The organism is Streptomyces sp. JH14 (genome assembly GCF_029428675.1).
Classification (GTDB): Bacteria; Actinomycetota; Actinomycetes; order Streptomycetales; family Streptomycetaceae; genus Streptomyces.
In genome coordinates this window covers 6,345,988-6,358,587 of the sequence record NZ_JAJNEL010000001.1, presented here as the reverse complement: position 1 = coordinate 6,358,587, position 12,600 = coordinate 6,345,988, and the positions used below count along the sequence as shown (strand labels likewise).

Below are 12,600 nucleotides of genomic sequence, written 5' to 3'. Positions count from 1 at the left end.
TCGGCTGACCGTTGGCGGACCGTGCGTTGTTAATGCCCGAGCGCTTTGCGCAGCTCCTCCTTGTTCATCGTTGAGCGGCCCTCGACGTGCTTCTTCTTCGCCTCGTCGTACAGCTGGTCCTTCGTTGGCCCCTGCGCTCCACGATGGGACCGCTCACCACCACGCTGCGAGGCAGACTTCGGGTCACGGGTTGAGGTCTTGCCGGCTGTTTTGGCCTCCTCGGACCGGGCCCGCTCCTTGTTGACCGTGCGCGCGGCAATCTCCTTCGCACGCCCCTCGGAAACGCCACGCTTCTCGGCACTCTCCTTGATGTGCTCGTACTGCCGCTCCCGCTTACGACTCGATCCCGCTGGCATCCCACACTCCATTCCTCGTATTGTCCCGCGTCCGAACCTGCGTGACCCGCAAGGGGTTCTTGCACCGCGCGGCATCTGTTGCCGGACCGCGGCATGTACTCCACGCATACGCCCACCACGCCCCACACGCCACCCGGGATGGCACAGCGGACGGGGTGCGGGGCAAAACGATGCCCTGCAACCGGCACTGATTGCGGGTAGGAGCCCGACCGTTGAACGTCTGGCCGCCCCGTCCGATTGGTGCCGGCCGCCCGGCGCCCAGGTGCTGGGCTGTAGATGGCCGCATGCGCTCACTCCGTGCGCCTGTCCCCAGCGCGCGCTGTGCACGCAGGAGTGCCGGCGTGGTCAGCAGGAGCATCTGCGCCTGGTGTGCTGACGGTCACAGGCAGGACGGGAGTGGGCGGTCATGGCACGTGCGATCTGGACGGGCGTGATCACCTTCGGGCTGGTCAGTGTCCCGGTCGGCCTGTACGCAGCGGTCGGGGACCACACGGTGCACTTCCATCAGCTGCAGCGCGGCAGTGCCGACCGGGTCCGCAACCGACGGCGTCGCCACATTCGTGATGCGCGGCAAGCAGTACCTGACCGCGCTGCGTGCCGAGGACAAGCTCCTGGTGCTGCAGACACTCCCCGAGGCCCTGGTAGACGCCCCGAACGGGAAACCCGGGCTGATGTCCGGGACGAGGTCGGGGACATGATCTCCGGGCCACGGCCGGGTCGGGATTGGAGTCCCGCAGCCCGCAGCGCGAGGCGGAGGATTCGTTGCTTCGGCTCTGCAGCCTGAGGCGCCGCCGTGCGCGTCGGTCCGCGAACAGAGACGGCGGCATGCCTACGCTCGTCGCGGCGGGACAGGGAAGCGGGCAGCCGTGCACGCTCGCGCCCCTGCGGCATTGAATGCACACGTAGTGCCACCAACGCAGGTAGGGATGTCGTAGACATTGCCAGGGAGAGTCTGCTCCGCACGGCAACTCTCCAGCGCAGCATCGATCTCGCCATCCATCCCGAGGACCGCGCCCGCATGCACGCTGCAACGCCATGCGTCCGCGAGGTGCGAACAAGATCGTCGCAGGCTCCGCCAAGACCAAGGCGCCAGGCCCGATCCCGACATCACCAACGCTCAGGCACACCGCAACATGTCCGAAGGCGGATCTGGTCAACACGAGAGTTCGACTGAAGGAGGCACATCTATGAGGGCATTGACTTGGCACGGCAAGCGCGACGTGCGGATCGACACGGTACCGGACCCCGTCATCCAGGACCCGACCGACGTGATCATCAAGGTGACGACCACGGGTCTATGCGGCTCCGACCTGCACCTGTACGAGTTGTTCGGTCCCTTCCTCGGCGTCGGCGACATTCTGGGCCACGAGCCGATGGGCATCGTCGAGGAAGTCGGCGCGGAGGTTACCGGGGTGCGCCCCGGAGACCGGGTCGTTGTCCCGTTCAACGTTTCGTGCGGCACGTGCTTCATGTGTAACCAAGGTTTGCACTCCCAGTGCGAGACCACCCAGGTCAGGGAACATGGCAACGGTGCGGCCCTCTTCGGCTACACCAAGCTCTATGGGCAAGTTCCTGGCGGGCAGGCAGAATTCTTGCGCGTGCCTTTCGGGAACACCCTCCCCATCGCTGTACCTCCCGGCCCTACGGACGAGCGGTTCGTCTACCTGTCCGACGTGTTGCCCACCGCGTGGCAAGCAGTCGAGTATGCGGATGTGCCGCCAGGTGGCACTGTGGCAGTGCTCGGCCTGGGACCCATCGGGGACATGTGCACCCGTATCGCCACCCATCGCGGCGCCGGAAGGGTCATCGGGATCGATCTGGTGCCGGAGAGGCTGCAGCGGGCACACGCCCGCGGTGTTCACACCCTCGACCTCAACGAACACGGCAAAAACATCGGCGAAGCCGTTCGCGACCTCACGGACGGCCGTGGCCCCGACTCCGTCGTCGATGCTGTCGGCATGGAAGCGCACGGCGCACCCGTGGCCAAGGGCATGCAGAACCTGACCACACTTCTTCCGGACGCACTGGCCGCCAAGATCATGCAACGTGCAGGCGTCGACCGACTTTCCGCCCTGTATCTGGCCATTGACCTCGTCCGGCGGGGTGGCACCATCTCGCTGTCCGGCGTATACGGAGGCATGACCGACCCGATGCCCCTCCTGACCATGTTCGACAAGCAGGTGCAACTACGCATGGGTCAGGCCAACGTATGGCGCTGGGTCGACGACCTCCTGCCGCTCCTGACGGACGCAGACCCTCTGGGCGTCGACGACTTCGCCACTCACCGCATGCCGCTGACCCAAGCACCAGAGGCGTACGAGATGTTCCAGAAGAAGCAGGACGGTACAGTCAAGATCCTCTTCACCCCCTAAATGAAGCGCAAGGTCGTCCCTCTCGGCGTCGGTGCGAGATTCGGCGAATCGCCCATGCTGCCAAGGCGAATCCATCCTGTCTGCGGTCCGCTACCTGGTCGCGGGCGAGATCTCCTGGCGGTCCAAGCCCATGGACTTCCCCGACCGAGACCGCGTCTATGCCTTCTTCCGGCGCTGGCGGCAGCACGGACCGATCATCGAGTTCCCAAGCGGGCAGTGAGCCCGAGTAGCGTGGACTGAGGAGCCGTGCCACGGCTGCGGACAGCGACACTCCACGGGTGTGGCGTCAAGGTTGGCTCCCTGCGTAAGCGCTCCCTGGGCACTCGGGCCTCGCCCACGCAGGACGGCCGAGTTCCTCCCAAGCGCTCCCGGGAAGGTGATCACGGATGGCCGGGCGCACCCACCAAGACAAAGCAAAGGACCGCGCAACGGTCAAGGCTCTCCTGGACGCCGAGGGCCACACCTATGCCGAGGACGCGGGCATCAAGATGAAGAACACCCCGCAGCCGCTGTACCAGGCGCTGGTGGCGGCCTGCCTGCTCAGCGCCAGAATCAAGGCGTCCGTTGCCACCGCCGCCGCGCACGAACTCTTCACGGCCGGAATGCGGAGTCCTCGCCGGATGTGCGAGGCGACCTGGCAGCAGCGGGTGGACGCGCTCGGCAAGGGCCACTACCGCCGGTACGACGAACGGACCGCGACGCAACTCGGCGAGGGCGCGCAACTACTGCTCGACCGCTACGGCGGAGACCTGCGGCGACTACGCGACGAGGCGAGCAAGGACCCGGACGAACTGCGCCGGGCCCTGCGCCGGATCCCGGGGCTCGGCCCGGTCGGCGTGGACATCTTCCTGCGCGAGGTGCAGGCGGTCTGGCCGGAGGTGGGTCCGCTGTTCGACCGCAAGGCTCTCGACGGCGCCCGGCGACTCGGGCTGCCCGAAAACCCGAAGGCGCTGGCCGCTCTGGTGCCGCGGGACGCTCACGCTGTCTTCGCGGCGGCACTCGTCAGGGCAGCGCTCGACCGGCAGGTCGTCGACGAGGTCGTGCAGGCGCGGGGCTGAGCGGTGCGCGGTGGTACACGGTCGGGGTCACCGGCCTGGCCCTCAGCCGTCAGTCACAAGGACGGCTGCGGGCCGCGCAGCGGGTCAAGCACCGCTTTCCGGCTGGGGCGGGAAGCGGTCCCAGAGCCGCGGGTACCCAGGAGTTCGGTGACCTGCCGCAGCACGGTCGCCGCGTCGGTACCGATGACGAGTCGGTCACGCAAGCCTCTGGACTGCTGGAGCGATACCAGCACCGCACGACCCGACTGGGCGGCCAACTCGGCCATGTGGTCAAAGAGTTAGCGGGCCGGGCAAGCACCCACCTCTCCTGTGGCCTCGTCGAAAGAGATCGAGCAGGCCGTGCAGCTCGCCGACAGCATGACCATCGACGACATCTCCGGATTCCGCGACGTGTACCGGGACGCCCTGGAAGAGCTCATCGGGGCGAAGAGCGAAGTAAGGAACCACTGCAGCCGGCCGAGGGCGAGGAGCAGCAGCCCGGCCAGGTCGTCGACCTGATGGCAGCCCTGAACGCGTCGGTCGAGCAGGCCGCGGAGGCCCGCGGCGAGTCCGGCGAGCACGCCACCGTCCACGAGATGAAACCCCGGAGGAAGACGACCGCGAAGAAGACAGCGAAGACGCCGCCTGCCAAAAAGACGGCGGCCAAGAAGACCACGACGAAGAAGACGGCGGCGAAGAGTGCCAGCCCGAAACCGAGGAGTGCCTGACTACCCGAGCACGGCTGCGGACCGTGCGTGCGTCCGGTACCGCCCGCCAGCCGTCACTCCGCGCGACGACATCGCTGGCCCTGGCCGTCGGCGTCGCCTGGGGCATTTGTGGAATCGGAGGCGGCTCCCTGCTCGGCCCGATCCTCGTCGGGACGCTTCGGCGAAGGCATGGACCAGCAGCATTACCCTCAGCAGGCCAGGGCTGGGCCGAGGCGGAGCCGGTCGATGAGGTCTGCGTGATGCAGAGCGGCTATCGGCTGCAGCAGCTCTGGGTGGCGCAGTAGGGGTGCAGCCGCCATATCGTGGGCATCCGGTGCGGTCAGGCGCCGGAATTCGACAGGCCCGACGGCAGTGTGCTCGCTGTGGGCGACCGCTTCCACCGCTTCCTTAGCCGCGTTGGGGGCAGCGAGCAGGCAGGCTGCCCAGCTGGCGACGACCTCGTCCACCCAGCTTTCCCAGGCCCGGTCGCAGGTGTCGGATTCGTCGCGCATGTGCGCTCCGGCGATCCAGTCGAGCCGGGCGGATCCACCGGGACCGACCATCGTCACCAAGGCTGCGTCCATAGCTGTCGGGTAACGCAGCCACGCGGCCACAGTGACGGCCTGGCGCGCCTGAGCCTCGGACATTACAGCCGCGAACGCGCCGCCGGAGGCCGGGAAAGCACGCGTCAGCCACTGCGTGGTGGCGGCGATGAGCGGGGAAAGATTTGCAGGCACCAAGAACTCCGATCGAGCGCGGATCGCCTGCGCACGTTACTGCCCGGCTGGGTGGGGATCGTATGACGCAGAGCACGCCCTGACCGTGATGTTCGTCGTGCAGTCCACCTCGCTGCGGGCGCAACCCGGCATCTTGAGCCGGCCGCCCCACCCCACAAGAGCGCATGAGCGCCTCCGCCCGCTGTGGGGGGCTTTGGCGCATCGCGCGCCGGATACTGCCGAGGAGCCCGGCCCTATGGCGGGTTCCGCCGTGCCCCAGATGCGGCGGATGACCTCCTGCGCCACGGTGGAAAGAGCAGTGACCTCACTCCCCCTGGACAGCCATGATCGTCAAGATGTTGCATGCCAAGGGCTTGAAGTCCGAGCACGCCTACTGCGCCGGCTTCCTCTCGATCGGCCTCTCCATCGCTTCGTGGTTCGGGTCGATGAAGGTCGAGCCTCTTGGCGTGGCTCGTGCGGACCGCTGCGGCATCTTCGTCGGCGAGTGGGCACCGACCTTCTTCGCTATAGGCCTGGCCCTCGCGAACTACGAGCACAACCACGAGCGCGAGACGAAACCGCGGATTCGGGCCTGAATGAAGCACGTTGCCGGCCGGGTTGCTCGGAGCCGGACGGGCCCGGCCCCGGATGAGAAATGAACACGCGTCCCCCGACAACGGCACGTGCAACGGACATGGCATCTCAACACAGCGGGCAGGTCGGCGTCCGTACCCGGGATGCCCCAGGCTGCGGCGGGCGGCGCGCCAGCAGCCAACCGGCGACGCCGGGATGATCGCCGTCCCCGCGCGGGAGTGTGTACCCGGGCCTAGCGTGGGAATCCGCAGCAAGGGACGCGACACTTCGAACGGTGGAGGTTCCCATGGCCGTACGGCACCGGTTGATCAGGAAGGCCCCCGGGGACGTCTGGAGGGTCCTGTCCGACGCCGAGCAGTACGGGGACTGGGTAGTCGGCACCTCACAGGTCGAGCTGGACGAAGGACGGTGGCCCGAGCTGGGGGCGGCTCTTCGCTACGAAATCAAGCTCGGGCCGCTGACTCTGCACAACCGGACCGTCGTGCGCCGCAGCGAGCCGACCGCCGTCCTCGAACTGGAGGCGGACAGCGGGCCGCTTGGGACCGCAAGGATCGCGATGGAACTGCGGCCCTGGGGCGAGCACACACTGCTCATCTTCGACGAGCACCCGTTGCGCGGGGCGGGGGGCGCCCTGCACAACGGGCTCCTGGACGCGGCGCAGCAAATGCGGCACCGCGTAATGCTCGGCCGTCTCGCCCGGCTGTGCGAGGGGACCGAAAGCCCGGCCCGCATCACCTCCGAGCAGCCGCGACCACGCAGGGTCTGAATCGGCCCGAGACCTGGAGACAGCCGAGCCACCGGGCGCGGCAGCACCCACCGAGCCGGGAGCAACTGATGCCGGACGCTGTAGTGATCGGGGCGGGCCCCAATGGGCTGGTCGCGGCAAATCTCCTGGCCGACGCGGGCTGGAGCGTGGAGGTCCTGGAGGCCCAGGACGAGCCCGGAGGAGCGGTCCGGCACGATCGGGGGGTCGACCCTGAATTCACCAGCGACCTTTTCAGCGCCTTCTATCCCCTGGCCGCGGCTTCCCCGGTCCTGGCCGGCCTGAATCTGGAGCATGAGGGGCTGGCCTGGAGTCACGCCCCGAAGGTACTCGCCCACCCGTTGCGAGACGGTCGCTGTGCGGTCCTCAGCCGAGACCTGGAGGAGACGGCAGCAAACCTGGAGGCGTTCGCACCTGGAGACGGGGCTGCGTGGAAGGAGCTGCGAGAGGTCTGGGAGACGCTGCGGTCCGACCTCCTCGACGCCCTGTTCACGCCGTTCCCCCCGGTCCGCGCCGGGGTCCGGCTGGCGCTGCGGCTGCGTGCGGCAGGCGGCCTGCGACTGGCCCGAACGATGGTGCTGCCGGTGCGGCGTCTGGGCGAGGAAGAGTTCCGCGGCGAGGGCGGCAGGCTCCTGCTCGCGGGCAACGCCCTGCATGCGGACCTCGAACCGGAGGCGGCAGGCAGCGGCGGCTTCGGCTGGCTCATGTCCATGCTCGGCCAGACCTACGGCTTCCCCGTTCCCACCGGCGGCGCCGGGGCACTCACCGCCGCTCTCGTCCGCCGCCTGGTGCGACGCGGCGGTAAGATCCGCTGCGGGGACCAGGTCACCGAGGTCGTCGTCCGCGGCGGACGGGCCGTCGGCGTCCGCACCGCAGGCGGCGAGGCGGTAGCTGCCCGCAGGGCGGTCCTGGCCGATGTGTCTGCGCCTGCTCTCTACGGTTCCCTGGTGGCCGAACGGCACCTCCCCGGACGGCTGCTCGCCGACCTAAAGCACTTCAAGTGGGACTTCGCCACGTTCAAAGTCGACTGGGCACTGAACGGACAGGTCCCCTGGACCTGCCCGGAGGCCGCGCAAGCAGGAACCGTCCACCTCGCAGAGGGCGTGGACGGCCTCACCCGATTTGCCGCGCAGATCGCCATGGGCCGCGTCCCCGATGAGCCCTTCGCTCTCTTCGGCCAGATGACCACCGCCGACCCCAGCCGCTCGCCCCAGGGCACCGAGTCCGCCTGGGCCTACACGCACGTACCGCACCGGGTGCGGGGCGACGCCGGCGACGACGGGCTGACCGGCTCCTGGGAGACCTGGGAGCAGGAGGCGATGGCGGACCGTGTCGAGGCACAGGTCGAGCGCTATGCCCCCGGTTTCCGCGAACTCATCAGAGCCCGGCGCATCCTTGCCCCGCCCACGCTGGAGAGCATGGACGCCAACCTCCACGGAGGAGCCATCAACGGTGGCACCACGGCCATGTACCAGCAGCTGGTCTTCCGTCCCACGCCTGGTACCGGGCGCCCGGAAACTCCTGTCCGGGGGCTCTACCTCGCTTCGGCCTCCGCGCACCCGGGTGGGGGAGTTCATGGCGCCCCCGGAGCCAATGCCGCCCGGGCAGCTCTGCACCGGCAGCGCACCGGCGCCCTTTCCCACATCCAGAGCCGACTGACCCACCGCGACCGCAAAGGGCAGCGCTGATGGCCCGTCCCTCGTCAACCGGGCGCTCGTCCCGTCTGCGGCCAGGTCACAGCGGTAGGCGACAGCGGTGAACACTCCATTCGCACCGGCGCCTGGCGGCGCTCCCCAGGGCGAGGCCCGCGCTGAAGAAGGCGCTGACGACGCACATCTGCTCCACTTCTTCATCCTCGGCAACGTGCTGGGCGTCGGCGTCTACGTTCTCGTCGGCCAGGTCGCGGAATCGGGCGGCGCAGGTGCCACTGCTCCTCGCCCTGCTGCTGTCGCTCCTGAGGGCTGCCTCATACACCGAAGTCGCCACGAAATACCCGAGATCTGGCCGTGGCGGGATCGCCGTAGGTCCAGCCGCTGCCGGTGGTGGTGCCCGAGCGGACTTTCACCAGGACGAGCGTGGTTGTATCCCACGCCAAGGTGCCGTCTCCTTCGGGCGCGTCGGTGGGCAGGGTGTACGCGGCTGACTGCACCGCGTCCACCGCCCATCCGTCCTCCGGGTCCAAGGTGCGGACCACCATGGTGCAGCTGCCGGCCGTCAACACACCGCAGTTCGACTGGGTCCTCGACCGGCTCCCGCGACGCGCCAGGCCCGTCGCGCCGATCTACCAACCGAAGGTGGCCGCCCGCGCCATCGTGCACGCTGCGGACCACCCGCGGCGCCGGGAGTACTGGGTGGGGTCGAGCACGGCCGCGACACTGATGGCCAACGCGGTGGCCCCCGGTCTGCTCGACCGCTACCTGGCGAGGACGGGTTTCGATTCCCAGCAGTCCACCGAAGAGCGCGATCCCAGTACCCCGGTCAATCTCTGGGCACCCGCGGACAACGGCCCGGAGGGCCACGACTCCGGCGCGCATGGCCGTTTCGATGCACAGGCGCACGAGCGCAGCCCGCAGGCGTGCGCCTCGCGTCATCACACGGTGGTCGGTGCCGCGGCTGTTGCGACGGCCGTTGCTGCGGTCGCCGTGGCCCGAATCACTGGGCGCCGGGGATGACCACGCACGGCACGGGTGGGCGCGGCCGACCGCGCCCACCCCTGCGGCCTCCGTCTGCGAAAGTGCCAGCTTCCGCCAAGGAAGAACAGCGGAATGGGCCAGGCCCAGAATGTGCGTGCCCCCCGCCCGGAACGCAATGGCCTTTTCGAGAGTCCAGCCGGGTACCGCACAGAACCAAGGGCTGTCCCGTAATCCCTGGCGGGCGCACGGCGACAGCTGTGGCACCTCGCTGCGTTGTCGGAACGCCCGAATACGCCCAGTGTGAGGACGCTCCTCCGCCTTGCGATGCACCACATCTGACGCCGCGCGCTGATCCACCAGGGATTACGGGACAGCCCTTAGCTTGATCTTTAACCTTGGGGTCCGAACGACGGTTCGTACTTGATCACTCGGATCGGTAACTGGCGTACGTACGGGCGGCCTTCGGCTGAGCATGTGATCCGACCAAGGAACACACAACGCTCAGCACGAAGGCCGTGGGGATGAGTCTGTCGCATCATGTTGTCCGGCAGGATCCGTTTGCGGAACTGTCACGCTTCCGGGGTGAGTTCTACTCCTGTCTGCCCCGGCGTGCGGATGCGTTGTTCGAGCTGGCCGATGCCGTGTTGTGTGCGGATGGCCCGGTCCGGTCGCTGGTGGAACTGTCGCTGGTGGGCGAACACCGTCGCGGGCACGGTGGGCTCTACGACGCCCTGGCCGCAGGCGAGGTCGATGTCAGCAGGCTGCGGCGGGCCCTGGCTGCGGTGCCTCTGCCGCGGGCGGCGGACGGCCGGCTGGTCCTGGCCGCCGACATCACCTGCTGGCTGCGGCCCAGCGCGCACACCTCACCGCAGCGGATCCTGTGCCATACCTACGGGCGGGGCAAGGATCAGCACATTCCTGTTCCCGGCTGGCCGTACTCGGTGATCTGCGCGCTGGAAACGGGCCGCAGTTCCTGGACGGCGCCGCTTGACGCACTGCGTCTGGCCCCGGGAGATGATGCTGCAACCGTCACGTCCGGGCAGATGCGTGAACTCGTCGAGCGGCTGATGGCAGCCGGGCAGTGGAAAGACGGCGATCCGGACGTTCTGATCGTGGTGGACGCCGGATATGACGTGCCCCGGCTGGCCTTCCTGCTGAAGGATCTGCCGGTGCAGGTGCTGGGCCGGATGCGCTCGGACCGTGTCCTGCGCCGCACAGTCACGCCCCGCGAGCCCGGAACCCGGGGCCGCCCACCCCGCCACGGCGGCGAGTTCGTCTTCGGCGACCCGACCACCTGGGACACCCCCGACGCGCAGACGCTGACCGAGACCCGTCTATACGGCACCGCCACCGCACGGGCCTGGGACCGGCTCCACCCGAGACTGACCCACCGATCCGCCTGGACTGCCCAACTGGGCGCCCTGCCGGTGATCGAAGGCACCGTAATCCGCCTGCAGGTCGAGCACCTGCCCAGCGGCGCGACACCGAAGCCGGTCTGGCTGTGGTGGTCAGGTCTCGACGCCACCGAGACGGAAGTCGATCTGCTCTGGCAGGCGTTCCTGCGGCGCTTCGACATCGAGCACACCTTCCGACTGTTCAAGCAGACCCTGGGCTGGACCTGCCCGAAGATCCGCACCCCCGAAGCCGCCGACCGCTGGACCTGGCTGATCCTCGCCGTATTCACCCAACTCCGGCTCGCCCGCCCACTGGCGGCCGACCTCCGACGGCCATGGGAGAAACCGAGCCCGCCCGACAGGCTCACTCCCGCCCGCGTCCGCCGCGATTTCCGGCACCTCCGCCCCAAGGCGGCCTGTCCTGCCGGAGCACCGAAATCCTCCCGCCCCGGCCCAGGCCGGCCACCCGGCCGCAAGAACACCCGGCCCACTCCACGCTATGACGTGCACACAGTCGGCAAACCGGGCCCCGCAAAACGACGGACGAAGGGGTCAACAATCCCACGTCCACGCCGCACAGGTTAAAGATCAAGTTAGCGTGACCAGGAGTGACGGTACGGGATGCGTAACGACATCCGGGGCAGCAGCCTGAGTGAGAGGCGAGCAGGATTGCCCCGCCACGCTCTCGCGACGAAATGTTTATCGGCGAGCATGACGTGGCCAGCACCGCTGATCGCCTGCCGGATCTCCCACGAGTCACCAGTCCGAGCGCTGAACCACAGAGTCACAGCTACGTGAAGGTGACTGCCGCTTTCCTCGGCCCAAGGAAGCGTGGTCACGCAGTCTCCTGTGACGGGCCAGCGACAAGGAACACGGAGAAGCCATGAGTGAGTCCGAACGCCCCCAGGATCCGACCAGCAGGTACCCGCAACCTGACTTTCCCCAGCAGGACCAGGAGCATCCCGGCTCGACCGCTCCGATGGATCCGCCGCCCGACCACGGCGAGGACTCGTACAGGGGTAGCGGCCTCCTGTCGGATCGCAAGGCGGTCGTCACCGGAGGCGACTCCGGTATCGGCCGCGCCGTTGCTCTGGCCTATGCCAGGGAAGGCGCCGATGTGCTGTTCACCCACTTGACCTCCGAGGAAGGGGAGGCCCGCGAGACCGCCCGACTGGTCGAAGAGGCGGGGCGACGGGCCGTGACCGTGACCTGCGACATCCGGGACGAGAAACAGTGCCGCGCCCTGGTCGAAAAGGCGGTTTCGGAGTTCGGACATATCGACATCCTGGTCAACAACGCCGCTTACCAGATGTCCCAGCCGGACGGGATCACGGCCATCTCTACCGAGCAATTCGATCGCGTCGTACGCACCAACCTGTACGGGATGTTCTGGCTCTGCAAAATGTCCCTGCCCCACATTCCGGCAGGCGGTTCGATCATCAACACGACCTCGGTCCAGGCGTACAAACCCAGCCCACACCTGCTCGACTACGCCATGACAAAGGGTGCGATCGTCACCTTCACCCAGGGTCTCGCTCAAATGCTGGCATCCGAGGGCATTCGTGTCAACGCCGTGGCCCCGGGCCCCGTGTGGACCCCCCTCATTCCCGCCACCATGCCCGACACCAAGGAATTCGGGAAACAAAGCCCGCTCGGCAGGGCTGCGCAACCAGCGGAAATGGCACCCTGCTACGTCTTCCTGGCCTCTGCGTCCGCGAGTTACATCACCGGGGAGATCATGAATGCCACCGGCGGTACACCGCTCCCCTGACCGCCCTGCAGGGAAGATGTGGACATCCTGACCGCGCCCCGCCCCGATACGCCACGCGCCTCCACCGCCGCCTCGACCGATAGGCGTCTTCCAGAAAGCAAAGAGTCGTACTGACGGACACCGTCCCAGACAAGGGCGTGACAAGGGCGTACTCCGGCGATCGGAGAGGGATCGGTTCTGCGCGGTAGAACGCGGGGCCCGAAGCCGGAAAGGAGCTGGTGGTGCCGTCAGTATCGCGGCGCCTCGGCCGTTGAGAA

The 12,600-nt window shown here is 68.1% G+C and carries 10 protein-coding genes and 4 pseudogenes; 11 read left to right on the top strand and 3 right to left on the bottom strand.

Annotated elements, in window-relative coordinates; all coding sequences use genetic code 11:
- Positions 1 to 29: 29 nt before the first annotated feature.
- On the bottom strand, positions 30 to 356 hold the full coding sequence (locus LRD69_RS28740; protein ID WP_277329434.1) for a plasmid stabilization protein: 327 nt from the start codon (positions 354 to 356) through the stop codon (positions 30 to 32).
- A gap of 406 nt (positions 357 to 762) precedes the next feature.
- Between LRD69_RS28740 and LRD69_RS28735 the strand changes: the two are divergent.
- From LRD69_RS28735 to LRD69_RS28715, 5 genes and pseudogenes are all read left to right on the top strand, one after another.
- Positions 763 to 903 (top strand): annotated as a pseudogene (locus LRD69_RS28735) (Ku protein); the annotation flags it as partial.
- Entirely contained in the window at positions 878 to 1,054 is a 177-nt protein-coding gene (locus LRD69_RS28730; protein ID WP_277329929.1) for a hypothetical protein, read from the top strand. The pseudogene LRD69_RS28735 and the gene LRD69_RS28730, both read left to right, overlap by 26 nt.
- A 489-nt stretch (positions 1,055 to 1,543) precedes the next feature.
- Entirely contained in the window at positions 1,544 to 2,728 is a 1,185-nt protein-coding gene (locus LRD69_RS28725) for a zinc-dependent alcohol dehydrogenase (RefSeq protein WP_277329433.1), read from the top strand.
- Between the two features lie 386 nt (positions 2,729 to 3,114).
- Positions 3,115 to 3,786 (top strand): endonuclease, encoded by a 672-nt coding sequence (locus LRD69_RS28720; protein ID WP_277329432.1) that lies wholly within the window; start codon positions 3,115 to 3,117, stop codon positions 3,784 to 3,786.
- A 324-nt stretch (positions 3,787 to 4,110) separates the two neighbouring features.
- Positions 4,111 to 4,493 (top strand): annotated as a pseudogene (locus LRD69_RS28715) (Ku protein); the annotation flags it as partial.
- A 188-nt stretch (positions 4,494 to 4,681) separates the two neighbouring features.
- Here the strand turns inward: LRD69_RS28715 and LRD69_RS28710 are convergent.
- Complete coding sequence (locus LRD69_RS28710; RefSeq protein ID WP_277329431.1) at positions 4,682 to 5,209, bottom strand: hypothetical protein; 528 nt, start codon at positions 5,207 to 5,209, stop codon at positions 4,682 to 4,684.
- A 323-nt stretch (positions 5,210 to 5,532) separates the two neighbouring features.
- Between LRD69_RS28710 and LRD69_RS28705 the strand changes: the two genes are divergently transcribed.
- The 3 genes from LRD69_RS28705 to LRD69_RS28695 all read left to right on the top strand — a co-directional run bounded on the left by LRD69_RS28705 (position 5,533) and on the right by LRD69_RS28695 (position 8,233).
- On the top strand, positions 5,533 to 5,784 hold the full coding sequence (locus tag LRD69_RS28705; RefSeq protein WP_277329430.1) for a hypothetical protein: 252 nt from the start codon (positions 5,533 to 5,535) through the stop codon (positions 5,782 to 5,784).
- A 284-nt stretch (positions 5,785 to 6,068) separates the two neighbouring features.
- Positions 6,069 to 6,548, top strand: coding sequence for an SRPBCC family protein (locus tag LRD69_RS28700; RefSeq protein ID WP_277329429.1), 480 nt, complete (start codon positions 6,069 to 6,071; stop codon positions 6,546 to 6,548).
- Between the two features lie 68 nt (positions 6,549 to 6,616).
- Positions 6,617 to 8,233 (top strand): NAD(P)/FAD-dependent oxidoreductase, encoded by a 1,617-nt coding sequence (locus LRD69_RS28695; protein ID WP_277329428.1) that lies wholly within the window; start codon positions 6,617 to 6,619, stop codon positions 8,231 to 8,233.
- Positions 8,234 to 8,562: 329 nt separating this feature from the next.
- Here the strand turns inward: LRD69_RS28695 and LRD69_RS28690 are convergent.
- Positions 8,563 to 8,742: pseudogene (locus tag LRD69_RS28690) on the bottom strand (hypothetical protein); the annotation flags it as partial.
- Here LRD69_RS28690 and LRD69_RS28685 point away from each other — a divergent pair.
- The 3 genes and pseudogenes from LRD69_RS28685 to LRD69_RS28675 all read left to right on the top strand — a co-directional run.
- Positions 8,717 to 9,217 (top strand): annotated as a pseudogene (locus LRD69_RS28685) (short-chain dehydrogenase); the annotation flags it as partial. The pseudogenes LRD69_RS28690 and LRD69_RS28685 overlap by 26 nt on opposite strands.
- Positions 9,218 to 9,699: 482 nt before the next feature.
- A complete protein-coding gene (locus LRD69_RS28680; RefSeq protein WP_277329427.1) occupies positions 9,700 to 11,157 on the top strand; it encodes an NF041680 family putative transposase in 1,458 nt (485 codons plus the stop codon).
- 298 nt (positions 11,158 to 11,455) lie between these two features.
- A complete protein-coding gene (locus LRD69_RS28675) occupies positions 11,456 to 12,343 on the top strand; it encodes an SDR family oxidoreductase (protein WP_277329426.1) in 888 nt (295 codons plus the stop codon).
- Positions 12,344 to 12,600: the final 257 nt, after the last annotated feature.